The sequence below is a fragment of the Achromobacter sp. SIMBA_011 genome, from assembly GCF_046535435.1.
GTDB lineage: Bacteria > Pseudomonadota > Gammaproteobacteria > Burkholderiales > Burkholderiaceae_B > Achromobacter > Achromobacter dolens.
On record NZ_JAWRWN010000002.1, the window covers coordinates 1 to 15,343 of the forward strand.

Genomic DNA, 15,343 nt, shown 5'->3' on the forward strand with positions numbered 1-15,343 from the left:
GCGCCCGTAGCTCAGCTGGATAGAGTACCTGGCTACGAACCAGGGGGTCGTAGGTTCGAATCCTGCCGGGCGCGCCACTCACTTGGATGCATATTCCAAGGTGAGTACGGAAAAGGGAAAGAAACGCAAAAAAGCCGCGCCGCCACATGAGAATGTGGCAATGAAAAATGTGGCAATGCATGGCGTGGCAATGCATGGCGTGGCAATGCATGGTGTGGCAAGGTGGCGCAGTCATATGCGCCGCGACAATGAGAAGGCCTTTGATCTCGGATCGAAGGCCTTTTTGTTTGTATGCAGCATGTTTGTCTGCGGCATGGTTGTGCACTGCATGCTTGCCGGCCGTTCTTGCCGAATGTTCCTGCTCGGCGCCTTTGTCGGCCATGCCATGGTCGGGCATCTTGGGGGCATGCCGTGGAACGTCGCGGGCACGGGCGCATGCCGGCACGGTTTCCGGCGGGATCAGGGCGCGGCAATGGCGCCCGTCGCGGCAGGGGCCGGCGTGGCGGCGGCGACGTCGTCATCCTCCAGCCCCCAATTGCCCACGGTGTACCAGTCGTCGCCCAACAGTTCGGCCGGGTGCATGGTGCGATCCGAGCCATTGCCACAGGCCAGTTCGTTGGTGGAACAGTAGCGGTCGCAGCCCCAGCAGACGCGCTCGGGGTGTTTGGGGTGCAGGGGAAATTTCTTGGCCATGCCGGTGTGTCTCCATGCTCGCTGGATCCAGCGTAACGCCGTGGGCGACCGCGGCGATTGATCTGGCGCAATCCGGGTGGGAGGCAGCCGGCGCCCCTCCGATTTGCGGACCGTCGCGAATCCATGTTATAAACACGCCTCTTTAGCGCGCCCGTAGCTCAGCTGGATAGAGTACCTGGCTACGAACCAGGGGGTCGTAGGTTCGAATCCTGCCGGGCGCGCCATCGCATTACGTGTCGATGAAATAGGCGCTGATAGGCGCCGAGTCGTCGGCGCGAAGCTAAAAAAAAAGCCTGGCCTTGCGCCGGGCTTTTTCGTTTTTGCGCGCGGGACACGCGGTCCGCGGTGATGCGCGCCTGGAGGGGTGGCTTACCGGCTTAGTGGCTTACCGGCTTACCGGCTCACCGGCTTTCGGCTCACTTCTGGATGTCCTGCCGCTGGCGCTGATAGCTGTCGTACGACCTGGACGCCGCGCCCATGCAGCGCTGGCGCTCCTGCATGTCGGTGATCCTGCCGCATTCATTGCGTTGCCAGGCCTGGCCGGTGTCGTAGGCCTGCCGCGACGAGCAGGCGGTGCCGAGCGTGGCGGCCGCCACGCACGCGAGCAACAGGGTGTAGCGCATGCGGTTCTCCGAGAATGCGCTGAGTGTACATTCGCTGATCTGCGCAGACACCATGAGCCGCCGCGAGATCAGACTCGCCTGCGCCGACGCCGCCGCGCGCCTTACCAGACGCGGTACACGCGGCCGGTCTGCACGCCCTCGACGCTGCGGCTGTAGGCCAGCGCCACGCGTTGGGCGGACGCGGCTTCGAAGCCCAGGAAGTAGGGGCCGTAGCCGTCCCACGATTCCTGCAGCACGGTCGGGCTGACCGAGTTGATGCGCGCGCCTTGCAGTTCCACCGCCGCGCCGCGCACGAAGCCATCGATCGCCGAGTTGACGGCCGACGCGTTGGCGCCGAAGCGGATCGGCTCGTCGCTGACGATGCCGCTGGTCAGCGTGATCGAGCCGCCGTGGTTCAGGTAGTGCTGGCCGATCAGCGCCAGGTCGACCTGACCCAGCAGCTTGTCATGCAGGCCGATCTTGAATTGTTCGGCGGTCATTTCGGCCAGCGGGCCGAAGTGCAGCGCGCCGGCGGTGGAGACGATGGCGTCGACCTTGCCGATGCGGTCGAACAGGCCGCGGATGCTGTCGCTGCGGGTGATGTCGACCTGGTATTGGCCCTGGGTCTTGCCGATGGCGATGACCTCGTGGCGCTGGCCCAGTTCGTGGGCGACGGCGCGGCCAATGGTGCCGCTGGCGCCGATAAGTGCGATTTTCATGGAAACTCCCGAGTTTGATGTGGGGCGCGCGGCATGGACGCCAGCGCATGAAGGCATTCTGCGATGTCCATTCCTGTGGAAAAATCCAGGAATGGTTGGAACACTTCATACCCAGGGTGCGTAATTCATGGATCGTCTGCTCAGCATGGAAGTCTTCGTGGCGGTGGTCGAGCTGGGCAGCCTGACGGCGGCGGCCGCGCGCCATGAGATGTCCGCCGCCATGGCGGCCAAGCACATCAAGGGCCTGGAGGCGCGGCTGGGACTGCGGCTGATGAACCGGACCACGCGGCGCCAGAGCCTGACCGAGGCGGGCCAGGCGTACTACGCGCGCTGCAAGGAGATCCTGGCCGACATCCGCGACGCGGAGCAGGGCGCCGAGGCGTTGCGGGTGGCGCCGCGGGGCAACCTGCGCATCACGTCGACGGTTTCGTTCGGTTCGTTCGCGCTGGCGCCGGTGATCGCCGATTACCTGGATCGTTATCCGGACGTCAGCGTCGAACTGGCCCTGAGCGACGCGGTCGAGGACCTGGTGGCGTCACGCTACGACCTCGCGGTGCGCATCGGCGAGCCGCGCGATTCCAGCCTGGTGGCGCGCCCCATCGGCCGCTACCAGATGATCATCTGCGCCGCGCCGGCCTACCTGGCGCGCCACGGCACGCCCCAGACGCCTGCCGACCTGACCCGGCACCAGTGTCTGGACTTCTCGTACTGGAGCCGCCGCACGGGCTGGCGGCTGGCCGATGGCGACGGCGCCCAGGCCGACTATCCGCCGACCAGCCGCTTCGTCTCGAATAACGGCCAGGCGCTCAGGCAGGCGGCGCTGGCCGGCTTCGGCATCGTGCTGCAGCCCGAGCTGTTGCTGGCCGAGGACGTGCGCGCGGGCAAGCTGATGCCGATCCTGCAACCATACTGGCCGGCCGCGCGGCCGGTCACGCTGCTGTATCCGAAGGACAGGCAGGCGTTGCCCAAGCTCACGACGTTCGTGGAGTTCGTCGTGGCGCGGTTCACGGAGAGGGGCGGGCGGCGCTGAGCGGCTTCAGCCGCGTCGTCGGTCCACCGCCGTCAGGCACAGGCCGGTCTTGAGGAGCTGGTAGACCTGGCCGCCGAGCCAGGTGACTTTCTCGCCCGAACTGGTGCGACAGACGCAATGCGCCTTGGGATCGAAGCGGGAAGTGCCGAGCGCGGAGTAGGCGTCGGGGTCCGACACGAAGCGTTCGATGCGATACAACGTGCCGTCGGGGGCCGTGGCCAGTACGTCAGTCAAGCGTCTTGCGGTTCCGAGCATTTCAGGTACCTCCCCATGCGCGGTCATTCTTACGCGGCGCCAAAGTTGCTCGAACAATTCCATTGGTCAGGCGAATGCGGCCTGCATCAGTGGAAATGTCCTCCTAACGATGAATCATCGAGCTGGTCGGGCGTGACACCCAGCGCGGCCGAGATGCGGTCCAGAATGATCTGGCGCGGTCGCGGACGCGGCCTTTCCAATTCGATGTAGATGGAGTGATCCACTCCGAGGCGGGCAGCCATGTCAGCGGTGCTGATGTTCAGGTGCTCGCGCCAGGCGCGTATCAGGCTCCAATCGTTGCCGGTTTTTAGTCTAGCTACAGCGGATGGTACGACGTTTTTTTGCGCCGCGTGTGATTCTTGCGCGACAGCGGGACGACAGGCGTCGCGCACGGTGTTGCGCGCCTTGGCGTTCTTGCGTGCCTCGGCCAGGGGGGGCGCGGCGCCGGGTTCGGCGGTGAAGATGATCCCACCATTGACCTGACGGTACAGATTACCGCCGATCCAGGCCAGGGCTTCGCCATTGTCGAGCATGCATTCGCAATCCAGGTGGTGGTTGCTGGGAATGCTCTCGAGTTTGGCAATGGTTTCCGTGGTCGTGGCATGTCTCACCACGCGGTGGAGGACACCGTCGGGCGAGCGCACGAACACGTCGGGAAGTCTCCAGGAAAACGGAATGATGATCTCCATGGCTGCAATGGTTCGCTACCACTGTATCCCTCTGCGCGCGCGATGGAATTTGGGGTTTCCCCTGCATCGCGGACGTTTGTCCATGGTAGTCCTGATTCGCTCAAAACATCTTCACAAATCTTCACCCGGGAGCCGGCTGTGCAGCGCCGGCGAGCCCGCAAAATAACGGATTGGACGCCAGGATTGCCGTGATGTTTTCTGTTGGAGCGGGCGCCTTGCGGACCGCGCCGGCCGCGCCGCGCGGCCGCGCGCTGGCAGGGTGGGCCGCGGGCCTTTCGTGCGCCTTTCATGTGCTGGTGGCCGGCCTGTTGTGGCGGGCCGCCAGCGAGCGCGAGACGCCGCCGGCGCCGGCGGCGATCCGCCAGAACGATTTCTACGTGACGCTGTTGCCGCCGCGGGCCGGGCCGCAGCCCTCCGCGTCATCGGCGACGTTCACCGTGGCGCCATCGGTCGCGCCGTCTTTGCCCCTATCCTCCGAGGCCGTCGAGCCGTCTTCGTCCGCATTGCCGCAGTCGTCCACGCCGTCCTCTTCCAGGCTGGCGAAGCCATCCGCGTCGCGTCAGGCCACGCCCGCCAGGACGCCTACGGCCAATACACCACACGACTTTCGCTGGCGCGGTGAGGATGCCGCGGCGCAAGGCCTGCCGCGCGCGCGTGGCGAGGCGAGGGTGGACCTGGCGCCCAGGACGCGCGCCGAACCCTCGGCGCTGGCCAAGGGTATCGCGCAAAGCGCACGGCCGCCTTGCCGCGACGCGCATGCGGGTCTTGGATTGCTGGCATTGCCGTTCCTGCTGGCCGACACGGTGCGTGACGGCGGCTGCAAGTGGTGACGCGGCGGCAGCGCATCGCGGTGTTGCCGGCCGGGTTCAGAAGCCGGCCGCGGCCAGCAATCGCGGCATGACGTCGGCGGCCGCGCCGCGCAGGTTGAAGTCGGCGTGCGCGTCGAGCGGCGTGGGCGCCGGGTTGACCTGCACCACGGTCGCGCCGGCCCGCGCGGCGCGCAACGGCAGCTCCGCCGCCGGATACACCAGCGCCGATGTGCCGATGCTGAAGAACAGGTCGCAATCGTCGCACGCCTGCTGCGCCGCGCGCCAGGCGCCGGCCGGCAGGCTTTCGCCGAACCAGACCACGCCCGGCCGTATCGGCGCGCCGCATTCGACGCAGGCGGGCGGGGTGATCGCGCGCTCTTCGGCGGACGTGTCGAGGCCGTCGTCCAGGGCGCGCGGGGCGATGCGGGCGGCGTGTCCGCACGCGCTGCAGCGCGGCGCGTGCAGGCTGCCGTGCAGATGGATCACGGCGTCGCTACCGGCGCGCTCATGCAGGTTGTCGACGTTCTGGGTCACCAGGGTCAGCGCGGGGATGCGTCGCGCCAGCGCCGCGATGGCGCGGTGCGCCGCGTTCGGCTCGGCGCGCGCGACCTGCGCGCGGCGCCATTCATACCAGCCCCAGACCAGGTCCGGCTGGGCCGCGAAGGCCTCCGGCGTGGCCAGGGCGCGGGCGTCGAAGCGCGCCCACAAGCCGGTGAGCGGGTCGCGGAAGGTGGCGATGCCGCTTTCGGCGGACACGCCGGCGCCGGTGAAGACGGTCACGCGCCGGGCGCGCGCCAGCCGGTCGGCGAGCGCGGGCGCAATGGTGGGAATCTCGGTTGCCATGCGGGGAATGCGGTGAAGGGGCGGGTTCGATACGCTGCACGCGTGGCCCCCGGGCTGTCAAGCGCGGGATGGCGCGCGGGCGGGACATTGCGGCGCGCGTCCCAGATGATGGATACTGGATAGCCAAATTGGGATGTTCAATGGCATGGCCCGAGCGGGCCGCGCCCGATCCGGAGAGATGCTATGCCCGAAGCCACCGCCGGCCTGGACCGGCTGCGCCATTTCATTGCCACCGCGACCCGCCTGGCCACGCCCGACGGGCTGGCGCAGTCGCCCGAACTGCAGGCCGCGTTCGCCGCGCTGATCGCGCATGACGACTGGCTGCCCGAGGCCTGTACCGCGCCGCATCCCCAGTACTACCAGCAGTACCTGCTGCACTGCGATCCGCTCGAACGCTTCTCGATCGTCAGCTTCGTGTGGGGGCCGGGCCAGCAGACGCCGGTGCACGATCATGAGGTCTGGGGCTACGTCGGCATGCTGCGCGGGGCGGAGGTGAACCAGCGCTATACGCGCGGCGCCGACGGCCGGCTGGCGGCGCGTGGCGAGCCGGAGACCCTGCATCCGGGCGACGTCGAACGCCTGTCGCCACAGGAGGGCGACATCCACCGCGTTTCGAACGCCTTCGATGACAAGGTCTCGATCAGCGTGCACCTGTACGGCGGCAATATCGGCGCGGTGTCGCGCCATGTCTACGACCCGGCCACGGGCCAGGCCAAGCCGTTCGTGTCGGGCTATTCGGCGCCCAGCGTGCCCAATCTGTGGGACCGTTCGGCGGCGGTGCGCGCGGCCTTGCCCGCCGCGGGCCGCTGAGGCCTGTTCGCCGGGCATGGCCCGTGCTATGGTCGCGTCCTAAATATTGGGAAAACCAAAAAAATGGACAAGACACTGCTCAAGGGGTTGATGGTGCTGGAGGCGGTCACGGACGTGGATAATCCGCCCCGCACCATCGATGCGCTGGCCGCCCGGGTCGGGCTGACGCGCAGCAATACCCACCGTACCCTGCAAACATTGATCCACGCCGGCTACGTCGTGCGCGACGAGGACGGCGGCGGCTATCGCGGCGCGGTGCGCCTGTTCGAGCTGGCGGCGCGCCAGCTCGGGCAGCTCGACCTGCGTCGGCTGGCCGCGCCGTTCATGCGCACGCTGGCCGACCAGACCGGCGAGACCGTGCACCTGTCGGTGCTGGACGGCTTCGACGTGGTCTACGTCGACAAGATCGACAGCCCGCAACCGATCCGCGCCTATTCCATGGTGGGCGGCCGCGCGCCGGCTTACGCGGTGGCCACCGGCAAGGCGCTGCTGGCCTATCAGGCCGAAGGCTACGTCGAGCGCTACGCCGACCGGCTGGCGCGCCATACGCCGGCCACGCTGGTGTCGATGCCGTTGCTCAAGGAAGAACTGCGCAAGGTGGCGCGCACCGGTTATGCGGTCAATCGCGGCGAATGGCGCGAGGGCGTGGGCGGCCTGGCCGTGGCGCTGTTCAACAGCCTGGATCAGCCGGTGGCGGCGATCGGCATCTCCGGTCCCCTCGACCGCCTGAGCGCGGCCCGCATGAAGCAGTTGGCCCCGGACGTGGCGGCGTGCGCCCAGGCGCTGTCCCAGGGCATGGGGTATCGGCGCGGGTTTCTTGGGCAATGACGGGGGCCTCCCGCGCATGCCGTGCGTCCTCATGAATCCTAAATAGTAGGATTCAATTTTCAATTAATGGTTTACCGCGGATTCGTCGCGGTGCTATGCTGGCCCGCGGCCTGGCGCCGCGTTTTCGCATCCGGAAAGAACGCAGGCAGGCGACACGATGCCACGGTATCGCGCGCGGCCTTGGATTCTTTTCTTCATTCCAAATACTGAATTGGCATAACGAGAGGTCGACCATGACATCCGGTTCGGCATTGGCCGGCATCACCGTGCTCGAGATCTGCAACGTCGCCGCGGGGCCGTTCTGCGGCATGCTGCTGGCGGACATGGGCGCGGACGTGATCAAGCTGGAAAATCCGGAGGGCGGCGATACGCTGCGCAGTTGGCCGCCGCTGAGCCAGGGCTACAGCGAGAACTTCGCCTCGCTCAATCGCAACAAGCGCTCGGTCACGCTGAACCTGAAGGATCCGGCCGACCTGGCCCTGGCGCGCGAACTGGCTGCCAGCGTCGACGTGCTGATCGAGAACAATCGGCCCGGCGTGATGGACCGGCTGGGCCTTGGCTACGCGGCGTTGCGCGAGGTCAATCCGCGCCTGGTGTACTGCTCGATCTCGGCCTATGGCCAAACCGGCCCGCGCGCCCAGGAAGGCGGCTTCGATCTCACCATCCAGGCCATGAGCGGCCTGATGAGCGTCACCGGCGAGGCCGGCGGCGGGCCGGTCAAGTGCGGCGTGCCGGTGGCGGATTTCTCTGCCGGTCTCTACGGCGCCTTCGCCATCGCCTCGGCGCTGCGCGCCGCCCAGGCCAGCGGCCAGGGCACGCATATCGACGTGCCGATGCTCGGCGCCACGCTTGGCATCGCGGCGCTGCAGACCTCGGAGTTCTTCGGCAGCGGGCGCGATCCGATCAAGCTGGGCTCGGCCCACCCGCGCAACGCGCCGTATCAGGCGTTTCGCTGCAAGGGCGGCTATTTCGGCATGGCGGCCGGCAACAACGCGCTGTGGAAGGGCGTGTGCGTGACGGTGGGCCGCGAGGACCTGCTGGCCGATCCGCGCTTTACCGACACCAGCGCGCGCGCCCGCAACCAGGACGCGCTGCGCGAGATCCTGGAAGCGATCTTCGCGGCCGACGACGCGCCCACCTGGCTGGCGCGGTTCCGCGCGGCCGGCGTGCCGTGCGCGCCCATCAACACCTATTCCGAAGTGCTGGCGGACCCGCAGGTCGAGCACATGGGCTGGGTGCAGGCCCTTGAACTGCCGAATGGCGTGGCGACGCGAACCTTTGGCCTGCCGGTGCGCTTCGACGGCCAGACCACCGCGCTGCGGCGCCCGCCGCCCGCGCTGGGCCAGCACAACGACGAGGTGCTGGGACCGCTGCGCGACAAGGGGCGGCGCGCATGAGCGCGGCGCTGCAGGTCGAGCGGCGCGGCGCCGCGCAGGTGCTGACGCTGGCGCGCCCGGACAAGATGAACGCGCTGTCGGCCGAGCTGGTCGAGGCGCTGATCGCGGCGGTGGACGCGGCGCCGGCGCAGGGCGCACAGGTCATCGTGCTGCGGGGCGCGGGCCGCAACTTCAGCGCCGGCTTCGATTTCGGCGAGCTGGAGGCGCAGAGCGAGGGCGACCTGCTGCTGCGCTTCGTGCGCATCGAGACTCTGCTGCAACGCTTGGCGGCCTCGCCCTGCCTGACGGTGGGGCTGGCGCATGGCCGCAACTTCGGCGCCGGCGTCGATCTGTTCGGCGCCTGCAAGTGGCGCGTCAGCGCGCCGGACGCGAGCTTTCGCATGCCGGGCCTGAAGTTCGGGCTGGTGCTGGGCACGCGCCGCTTCGCCGCGCTGGTCGGCGCCGAGCGCGCCCGCGCCATTCTGGAACAGGCCAGCACGTTCGGCGCGGCCGAGGCCTACCGCGACGGCTTCGTCAGCCACGTGACGGCGCAGGAATCGTGGCCCGAGATCGAGCGCCAGGCCGGAGAGGCCGCCGGCGCATTGACCGGCGCGGCCCGGGCGCAGTTGTATGCGGCCCTGTCCGCGGAGCAGCCCGATACCGACCTGGCGCGGCTGGTGCGCTCGGCCGCCGAGCCGGGCCTGAAGGCGCGGGTGGCGGCGTACCTGCAGGCGCGCTGACGCCGCCGGCCCGGCCGGCGCGACGATAAGAAAGCGAAGGAGGCAGCATGGGTTCGGGATTCAATCAAACGCACAAACAGTGTTCGCTGGCCGAGCTGGCGGCGCTGGTGCCGGACGGCGCGTCGATCGCCTTGGGCGGCAGCTTCCTGCACCGGGGGCCGTTCGCCTTCGTGCGCGAACTGATCCGCCAGGGGCGGCGCGACCTGGAGCTGGTCAAGCAGTCGCCGGGCTACGACGTGGACATTCTGTGCCGCGCGGGCGCGCTGCGGCGCGTGCGCGCCGGCATCGTGGCGATGGAAGGCAATTTCGGCCTGGCGCCGTGGTATCGCAAGGCCATCGAGCGCGGCGAGGTCGAGCTGGAGGAACATGCCTGCAACAGCCTGACGGCGGGCCTGCGAGCCGCCGCCTACGGCGTGCCGTTCCAGCCCTGCGGCGGCCTGCACGGCAGCGCCCTGCCGACCCTGAACGGCTGGAAGTGCCTGGAGGATCCCTACGGCAGCGGCGAGCGCACCTGGGTGATCCCGGCGGTGCGGCCCGACTTCGCGGTGATCCAGGCCTCGGAAGTGGACGCGCGCGGCAATGTGCGGGTGCATGGCACGGCGCACTGGGACCGCATCATGTCGCGCGCCGCCGGCAGCGTGCTGGTGGTGGCCGAGAAACGGGTGGACAGCGCCGTGTTCGAGGCGCAGCCCGAGGCCACGCTGGTGCCGTATTTCATGGTGCAGGCCTATACGGTGCTGCCGCGTTCGGCCTGGCCGGGTTCGTGCTGGCCGGACTATGCCATCGACTATCCGGCGGTCGAGGCCTACATGGACAGGAACGGCGACCTGGCGGCCCACCTGGCCGCCGCGCCGGAAGCGGGAGCGGCGAATGGCTGAGCAATGGTCGGGGTTCTCGTACATCGTCACCAATCTGGCGCGCTTCATCCGGCCCGACGAGATTACCTTCAGCGGCGTCAATTCGACCCCGCCCATGCTGGCCTGCCTGCTGGCCAAGCGCGCCTACGACTGGGACTACATTTATATCAACGTGGCGGGCGGGGTCGATCCGCGTCCGTCGCACATCCCGCTGTCCAGCTCCGATCCGGTGCTGGCCGAGCACAGCGCCTCGATCTTCGCCAACGAGGACTTCTACGACCTGTGCACGCGCGGCCGCATGGACCTGGCGTTCCTGGGCGCGGCGCAGATCGACGGCGCCGGCCGCGCCAACAATTCCTGCATCGGTGACTGGCATGCGCCCAAGGTGCGGCTGCCGGGCGGCGGCGGCGGGGCGGTGATGATGCCCACGGCGCGGCGCACCTGCACCTGGCGCACCGAGCATTCGCGCCGGGTGTTCGTGCGGGAGCTGGATTTCGTGACGGCGGGCGGCGGCTTTGCCGGCGTGGCGACGCCGATCGCCGTGTTCGTCAAGCGCGACGGCCGGCTGGCGCTGCAATCCTGGCATCCCGAGTCCAGCCTGGCGGAAGTGCGCGAGCGCACCGGTTTCGATTTCGATGCCGAGGGCGCCGGGCCGACGCCGCCGCCGACCGAGGCCGAGCGGCGCGCCTTGCGCGAGCTGGATCCCGATGGGGAGTTCGAGCGTGACGCGGCGGTGACGCTGCGCTAGGGCCCGTGCGGCTCCCGCCCGTGGGAAAGGGCGTTCAGGGCCGGCGCCGGCCGGATGCTCGCCGCGTGGGCTCAGTCGTGGTTGCCGGCGCGCAGGCGCGCCAGTTCGGCGGAAAGTTCGGCCACCAGCGCCTGGGCGCGCGCCAAAGGATCGTGGCCGGCGACAGCCGGTTCGACGGCGGCCGCGGCGGTGCCCGACGCGCCGCGCAGGCGCGGCTGCACGCTTTCGTGGCCGACGCTGACGTCGACGTCGAACACCAGTTGTTCGGCGCGATGCCAGGTGCTGAACCACTCCAGCGGCCGGCCATGCTGGTCCATGCCCTGGCCTTCCAGCATCAGCAGCGGCGTGCCCGCCGGCACTTGCAGCAGGCCGGCCAGGGCGGCATCCGCCGCCACTGCGCGGATCTGGTTGCGTCCCGCGCCGGGATGCAGGCCGAAGCGCCGCGTCAGCACGCCGTGCAGCGAAGCGTCGGTGAGTTCCTCGGCGCGCAGCCCGGGCACGGCGGCGGCGGGCAGCCAGGTGCGCACGTAGGCCAGCGGCGCATCGGCGACGTGGCGCAGCCGCTCCAGCAACAGCAGGTCCTGGGTGCCGAAGAACTCGGCCACGGCCTTGGGCGGCTCGCTGGGCGCGAGATCGAGCACGCGGGTCTTGAGCGTCACGCCGGATTGCGCGAACTGCTCGTACAGGCCGGTGGAGCGTTGCACCAGGCGGCGGTGTTCGCGCGGCGCGGCCACCACCGCCGGGCGTCCGGCCTCGCGCTGGATCAGGCCTTCGGCGGCCAGGGCCGAGAGGGCCTGCCGCACCACGCTGCGGGCCACGCCGAAGTGCTCGCACAGCGCCGCCTCGCTCGGCAGCAGGGCGCCGGCGCCGAGCTTGCGGGTGCGGATGTAGCCGCGTAGCAATGCCGCCACCTGGGCGTGCAGCGGCACGTCGCCGGAACGGTCCAGCGCGGGCAAGTCTTCAGCGTTGGCGGGCGCCATGGAATCAACCTCCTGTTTGAGCCCGCGCAGTTTCCCATACATGCGTCCAGCCCGGGGCCAGATGCGCGGCGCGCTCGGCGGCCAGGATCAGACTGTCTTCGCGGGCGATGCCCTGGCCCGCGATGTCGAACGCGGTGCCGTGATCGACCGACACGCGCACCACCGGCAGGCCGACGGTGATGTTAACGCCGTCATCGCCATAGACGGCCTTGAAGGGGGCGTGGCCCTGGTCGTGGTAACAGGCGATCACGAACTGCCACTTGCCGCGCACGGCTTGCGGGAACAGCGCGTCGGCCGGGATCGGGCCGGCCGCCAGGATGCCGGCGGCGTTGGCCTCGGCCACGGCGGGCGCCAGGATGTCGGCGTCTTCGGTGCCGAAGATGCCGTTCTCGCCGGCGTGCGGGTTCAGGCCCGACACCGCCACCGGACGGTCGCCGCGGCCCAGGGCCTTGGCGAACGAGCCGGCCAGGCGCAGCACCGCGCGCATGCGCGCCGGCGTCAGGTCCTCGATGGCCTGGCGCAGCGACACGTGGGTGGTGGCGTGGAAGATGTAGAGATCGCCGGCGGACAGCACCAGCGAGAAGGTCTTGACGCCGAATTCGTGCGCCAGCAGTTCGGTGTGGCCGGGCCACTTGTGGCCGGCGGCGTGCATGGCGGCCTTGTTCAACGGCGCGGTGACGATGCCGTCGACCTCGCCGGCGCGCGCCAGGGCGCAGGCGGTGGTGACGAAGCGCACCGAGCCGTCGCCGGCGTCGGCGCTGATCTCGCCCAGCTTGACGTGGCCCAGCGAGGGGCCGGCCTGCAACACTTCGATGATGCCGGGGGCGTTGGTGGCGTCGGCCGGACGCTCGACGCGGCGCACGATGGCGGGATCGCCGCCCAGGCCGCGCACGGCGTTGGCCATCACGTCGACGTCGCCAACCACGACCAGGCGCGCCTTCTGGCGCAGTTCGTCATGGCCCATCAGCATCTTGGCCGTGATTTCCGGCCCGATGCCGGCCACGTCGCCGAGGGTGACGGCCAAGAGCGGCAGCTTGGGGGCGGGGGTTTGTGTCATCGCTTGAATCTCCTGTCGCGGATCGCGCGCACGGCGCGAACCAGTACGTCTTCGGCGCCAAAGCCGCCGGCCTTGGTCACCACGGGCAGGCCGTCGGCCGTGCCGCCGGTCAGCGTGCCCAGGGGCACGCCGCCGATCACTTCATCCACCAGGGCGATGCCGCCGGCGCCCAGCGCCAGCAGCACCTGGCGCGCGCCGTCGCCGCCGGTGGCGACCACGCCGGCGGCGCGCGAGGCGCCGATGGCCTGCGCGGCCAGCGCGCCCAGGCGCTGCGCCACGGTGTCGGAATCGAGTCCTTCGCGCTGGCCGGCCGGGGCCAGCAACAGCAGCGTGCCGGCGGCGTCGGCGCCGGCCTGCGCGTGGGCGCGCAGCAGCGGCTCGCACCACTTGCGCCAGGCCGCGTCATCGGCCAGGTCCGCCAGCGAAGGCGCCCAGGTGCGCGCGCCGGCGGCTTGCAGCGCGGCGGCCTGCGCGCGGGCGGCGCTGTGTTGCGAGGTCACCACCACGACCACCGGGGCGGTCTGGTCGGCGCCGGCCCAGACGCGGGCCAGCGGCACCGCCAGGCCGCCGGCGCCCACCGGCAGGGCGCGCGGCCCCAGGATGCCGATGGCGCGGGCCAGCCGTTCCAGGTCGGCGTCGTTGCGGGCATCCACCACCACGGTGGCGCCGGCCTGCGCGATGCGCGCGGCCAGCGATTCGGGCGATTCACCCGCCTTGGCCGCGACGTGGGCGCAGCCCAGCAGGGTCGGGATATGGCTTTCGGTCACGGGCGTGACCGGATCGGTGGCGGCCGAGGTGGCGGTGACGGGCTGGCCGTTCACCATGAGCATGCCGTCTTCCACGGTGCGGCCGGTGGCCGGGAAGGCCGGGCACACCACCGCGATGGCATCCGCGCCCCAGGCCTCGCGCGCCGCGTCGATCTCGGCCTTGAAGGCGCCGCGCAGCGTCGAGTCCACTTTCTTGTACAGGCGCGCGACGCCGGCGGCGCGCAGCCGCTCGACGTTGCGCCGGATCACCGCGTACGCCTGCGCGGCGGGCAGGGCGCGGCTGTGGGTGGTGACCGCCAGCACGTCGACGTCGTCGTCGGCCGGCGCGGCCAGCGCCTCGTGCGCGCCGTCGATCGACAGGCGGGTGGTCCAGCCGGCCCGAACGAACTGCACGGCGGTGTCGCCGGAGCCGGTCAGATCGTCGGCGACGATGGCGATGGCGGGGTTCAAAGGGCCTCCCCGCGCGCCTCGCGGTAGCCGCCCGCCGCCGCGTCGTCGGCGGCGTCCTCGGACTTGAGTTCACCGGCGCGCTTGAGGAAGTACGAAGCCAGCACCGGGGCCAGGATCGAACTGATCAACACACACGCGGCGACCTGCGCGGTGGCGGTCGAGACGTACTGCTGGAAGTTGGGATCGGCGGCCGCGACCACGGCGGGCGTGGCGATGGCGTTGCCGGCGGTGGTGCCGGCCGCGAAGCCCAGGCCGCTCTTGCCGCCGCGGCGCAGGATCAGGCGATAGCCCAGGTAGACCAGGCCGCCGGTGATCGGGCTGATGATCAGGCCCAGGATCAGGCCGCTGACGCCGCCGCTGACGACCGCGCCCAGGTTGATGCCGGTGCCCAGCGCAAAGGCGAAGAAGGGGATGACGATGTTGGGCACGGGCTTGAGCACGTCGCGCCACTTGGGATCGAGGTTGCCGACCACCACGCCCAGCAGGAACGGCACCAGCGCCGCCACCAGGGCGATCATGGGGATGTCGGCCAGGCCCGAGGCGCCCAGGAACAGCAGGCTGAAGAAGGGGCCGTCGTTGACCGCGCTGGCGACGTAGGCGCCGCGGTCGCGGGCGTCGCCGTACTGGCCGGTGTAGGCCAGCCAGAGGCCGCCGTTGCTGTTGTCGAAGGCGGCCAGCATGGCCAGGATCGACACGCCCAGCACGCCGTCCAGGCCGACGTAGCTGCCCAGGATGATGATGAGGGTGGCGGGGACCAGCGTCTTCATCAGCAGGATGGTGCCGGCGGTGGCCAGGATCGGGCCGCCGGTGCGGGTGTTGACCTGGGTGCCGGTGGCGAAGATCAGCAGCGCGATCAGCGGCAGGGCGCTGTTCTTGAACAGGGCGGTGGTGAAGCCGCCGATGGCCAGCGCGTCGGGCGCGAAGGTGCCAATCAGCGACCCCAGGATCAGCGGGATCAGCATCAGGCCGCCGGGGATTTTCTGCATCGTGCCAAAGAAGGGCGAACGGGGGGTTGCGGTCGTCACAATCGGAGTCTCCAGGGGGATTTTCTCGCGGCGCAGACGTTCATGCGTGCGTCTGTCAGGGGGTT

18 protein-coding genes and 2 tRNA genes are annotated in these 15,343 nt (G+C 69.8%); 10 read left to right on the forward strand and 10 right to left on the reverse strand.

What is annotated here, in order from left to right:
- Positions 1 to 77: transfer RNA gene (locus SB816_RS07345), tRNA-Arg, on the forward strand.
- A 382-nt stretch (positions 78 to 459) separates the two neighbouring features.
- Here SB816_RS07345 and SB816_RS07350 read toward each other — a convergent pair.
- Entirely contained in the window at positions 460 to 693 is a 234-nt protein-coding gene (locus SB816_RS07350) for a DUF3079 domain-containing protein (protein ID WP_054503094.1), read from the reverse strand.
- A gap of 147 nt (positions 694 to 840) precedes the next feature.
- On the opposite strand from SB816_RS07350, the gene SB816_RS07355 reads away from it, so the two are divergent.
- A tRNA-Arg gene (locus tag SB816_RS07355) sits at positions 841 to 917 on the forward strand.
- A gap of 192 nt (positions 918 to 1,109) precedes the next feature.
- On the opposite strand, the gene SB816_RS07360 is transcribed toward SB816_RS07355, so the two are convergent.
- Together SB816_RS07360 and SB816_RS07365 are read right to left on the reverse strand one after the other, a co-directional pair.
- Positions 1,110 to 1,316 (reverse strand): hypothetical protein, encoded by a 207-nt coding sequence (locus SB816_RS07360; protein ID WP_410546715.1) that lies wholly within the window; start codon positions 1,314 to 1,316, stop codon positions 1,110 to 1,112.
- Between the two features lie 101 nt (positions 1,317 to 1,417).
- Positions 1,418 to 2,014 carry a short chain dehydrogenase gene (locus tag SB816_RS07365; RefSeq protein WP_054503092.1) on the reverse strand — a complete coding sequence of 199 codons (597 nt, stop codon included), beginning with the start codon at positions 2,012 to 2,014 and terminating at the stop codon, positions 1,418 to 1,420.
- Between the two features lie 127 nt (positions 2,015 to 2,141).
- Between SB816_RS07365 and SB816_RS07370 the strand changes: the two genes are divergently transcribed.
- Complete coding sequence (locus tag SB816_RS07370) at positions 2,142 to 3,044, forward strand: LysR family transcriptional regulator (RefSeq protein WP_054503091.1); 903 nt, start codon at positions 2,142 to 2,144, stop codon at positions 3,042 to 3,044.
- A gap of 6 nt (positions 3,045 to 3,050) precedes the next feature.
- On the opposite strand, the gene SB816_RS07375 is transcribed toward SB816_RS07370, so the two are convergent.
- Both SB816_RS07375 and SB816_RS07380 read right to left on the reverse strand, forming a co-directional pair.
- A complete protein-coding gene (locus SB816_RS07375; protein WP_175143250.1) occupies positions 3,051 to 3,299 on the reverse strand; it encodes a hypothetical protein in 249 nt (82 codons plus the stop codon).
- Positions 3,300 to 3,385: 86 nt separating this feature from the next.
- On the reverse strand, positions 3,386 to 3,988 hold the full coding sequence (locus tag SB816_RS07380) for a helix-turn-helix domain-containing protein (RefSeq protein ID WP_054503089.1): 603 nt from the start codon (positions 3,986 to 3,988) through the stop codon (positions 3,386 to 3,388).
- Between the two features lie 191 nt (positions 3,989 to 4,179).
- Between SB816_RS07380 and SB816_RS07385 the strand changes: the two genes are divergently transcribed.
- Positions 4,180 to 4,818, forward strand: coding sequence for a hypothetical protein (locus SB816_RS07385; RefSeq protein WP_410546716.1), 639 nt, complete (start codon positions 4,180 to 4,182; stop codon positions 4,816 to 4,818).
- A 36-nt stretch (positions 4,819 to 4,854) separates the two neighbouring features.
- Here SB816_RS07385 and SB816_RS07390 read toward each other — a convergent pair whose 3' ends face one another.
- Positions 4,855 to 5,640, reverse strand: coding sequence for an SIR2 family NAD-dependent protein deacylase (locus tag SB816_RS07390; RefSeq protein ID WP_064524233.1), 786 nt, complete (start codon positions 5,638 to 5,640; stop codon positions 4,855 to 4,857).
- 183 nt (positions 5,641 to 5,823) lie between these two features.
- On the opposite strand from SB816_RS07390, the gene SB816_RS07395 reads away from it, so the two are divergent.
- The 6 genes from SB816_RS07395 (at position 5,824) to SB816_RS07420 (ending at position 10,999) form a co-directional block, all read left to right on the forward strand.
- On the forward strand, positions 5,824 to 6,450 hold the full coding sequence (locus tag SB816_RS07395; RefSeq protein ID WP_395756821.1) for a cysteine dioxygenase: 627 nt from the start codon (positions 5,824 to 5,826) through the stop codon (positions 6,448 to 6,450).
- Positions 6,451 to 6,513: 63 nt separating this feature from the next.
- A complete protein-coding gene (locus tag SB816_RS07400; RefSeq protein WP_054503086.1) occupies positions 6,514 to 7,278 on the forward strand; it encodes an IclR family transcriptional regulator in 765 nt (254 codons plus the stop codon).
- A 233-nt stretch (positions 7,279 to 7,511) separates the two neighbouring features.
- A complete protein-coding gene (locus SB816_RS07405) occupies positions 7,512 to 8,675 on the forward strand; it encodes a CaiB/BaiF CoA transferase family protein (RefSeq protein WP_410546717.1) in 1,164 nt (387 codons plus the stop codon).
- A complete protein-coding gene (locus SB816_RS07410; protein WP_054503084.1) occupies positions 8,672 to 9,394 on the forward strand; it encodes an enoyl-CoA hydratase/isomerase family protein in 723 nt (240 codons plus the stop codon). Before SB816_RS07405 ends, SB816_RS07410 begins: the two co-directional genes overlap by 4 nt.
- Before the next feature lie 47 nt (positions 9,395 to 9,441).
- Positions 9,442 to 10,272: a CoA transferase subunit A gene (locus SB816_RS07415; RefSeq protein WP_054503083.1), complete on the forward strand. Its 831-nt coding sequence runs from the start codon at positions 9,442 to 9,444 to the stop codon at positions 10,270 to 10,272.
- Positions 10,265 to 10,999, forward strand: coding sequence for a CoA-transferase subunit beta (locus SB816_RS07420; protein WP_269873098.1), 735 nt, complete (start codon positions 10,265 to 10,267; stop codon positions 10,997 to 10,999). Before SB816_RS07415 ends, SB816_RS07420 begins: the two co-directional genes overlap by 8 nt.
- A 71-nt stretch (positions 11,000 to 11,070) precedes the next feature.
- On the opposite strand, the gene SB816_RS07425 is transcribed toward SB816_RS07420, so the two are convergent.
- Genes SB816_RS07425 through SB816_RS07440 form a run of 4 tightly spaced genes read right to left on the reverse strand, consistent with a single transcriptional unit; the run spans position 11,071 to position 15,278 of the window.
- A complete protein-coding gene (locus SB816_RS07425) occupies positions 11,071 to 11,979 on the reverse strand; it encodes a GntR family transcriptional regulator (RefSeq protein ID WP_049072947.1) in 909 nt (302 codons plus the stop codon).
- Positions 11,980 to 11,983: 4 nt separating this feature from the next.
- Positions 11,984 to 13,036 (reverse strand): 4-hydroxythreonine-4-phosphate dehydrogenase PdxA, encoded by a 1,053-nt coding sequence (gene pdxA, locus SB816_RS07430; RefSeq protein WP_054503081.1) that lies wholly within the window; start codon positions 13,034 to 13,036, stop codon positions 11,984 to 11,986.
- A complete protein-coding gene (gene dtnK / locus SB816_RS07435; protein WP_410546718.1) occupies positions 13,033 to 14,253 on the reverse strand; it encodes a D-threonate kinase in 1,221 nt (406 codons plus the stop codon). The genes pdxA and dtnK overlap by 4 nt, the downstream gene beginning before the upstream one ends.
- On the reverse strand, positions 14,250 to 15,278 hold the full coding sequence (locus SB816_RS07440) for a 2-keto-3-deoxygluconate permease (RefSeq protein WP_081273428.1): 1,029 nt from the start codon (positions 15,276 to 15,278) through the stop codon (positions 14,250 to 14,252). Before SB816_RS07440 ends, dtnK begins: the two co-directional genes overlap by 4 nt.
- Between the last annotated feature and the right edge of the window lie 65 nt (positions 15,279 to 15,343).

Excerpts from the sequence above, each read along its gene's own strand:
- SB816_RS07350 (WP_054503094.1), bottom strand. The coding sequence starts at position 693 with ATGGCCAAGAAATTTCCCCTGCACCCCAAACACCCCGAGCGCGTCTGC.
- SB816_RS07360 (WP_410546715.1), bottom strand. The coding sequence starts at position 1,316 with ATGCGCTACACCCTGTTGCTCGCGTGCGTGGCGGCCGCCACGCTCGGC.
- SB816_RS07365 (WP_054503092.1), bottom strand. The coding sequence starts at position 2,014 with ATGAAAATCGCACTTATCGGCGCCAGCGGCACCATTGGCCGCGCCGTC.
- SB816_RS07370 (WP_054503091.1), top strand. The coding sequence starts at position 2,142 with ATGGATCGTCTGCTCAGCATGGAAGTCTTCGTGGCGGTGGTCGAGCTG.
- SB816_RS07375 (WP_175143250.1), bottom strand. The coding sequence starts at position 3,299 with ATGCTCGGAACCGCAAGACGCTTGACTGACGTACTGGCCACGGCCCCC.
- SB816_RS07380 (WP_054503089.1), bottom strand. The coding sequence starts at position 3,988 with ATGGAGATCATCATTCCGTTTTCCTGGAGACTTCCCGACGTGTTCGTG.
- SB816_RS07385 (WP_410546716.1), top strand. The coding sequence starts at position 4,180 with ATGTTTTCTGTTGGAGCGGGCGCCTTGCGGACCGCGCCGGCCGCGCCG.
- SB816_RS07390 (WP_064524233.1), bottom strand. The coding sequence starts at position 5,640 with ATGGCAACCGAGATTCCCACCATTGCGCCCGCGCTCGCCGACCGGCTG.
- SB816_RS07395 (WP_395756821.1), top strand. The coding sequence starts at position 5,824 with ATGCCCGAAGCCACCGCCGGCCTGGACCGGCTGCGCCATTTCATTGCC.
- SB816_RS07400 (WP_054503086.1), top strand. The coding sequence starts at position 6,514 with ATGGACAAGACACTGCTCAAGGGGTTGATGGTGCTGGAGGCGGTCACG.
- SB816_RS07405 (WP_410546717.1), top strand. The coding sequence starts at position 7,512 with ATGACATCCGGTTCGGCATTGGCCGGCATCACCGTGCTCGAGATCTGC.
- SB816_RS07410 (WP_054503084.1), top strand. The coding sequence starts at position 8,672 with ATGAGCGCGGCGCTGCAGGTCGAGCGGCGCGGCGCCGCGCAGGTGCTG.
- SB816_RS07415 (WP_054503083.1), top strand. The coding sequence starts at position 9,442 with ATGGGTTCGGGATTCAATCAAACGCACAAACAGTGTTCGCTGGCCGAG.
- SB816_RS07420 (WP_269873098.1), top strand. The coding sequence starts at position 10,265 with ATGGCTGAGCAATGGTCGGGGTTCTCGTACATCGTCACCAATCTGGCG.
- SB816_RS07425 (WP_049072947.1), bottom strand. The coding sequence starts at position 11,979 with ATGGCGCCCGCCAACGCTGAAGACTTGCCCGCGCTGGACCGTTCCGGC.
- pdxA (WP_054503081.1), bottom strand. The coding sequence starts at position 13,036 with ATGACACAAACCCCCGCCCCCAAGCTGCCGCTCTTGGCCGTCACCCTC.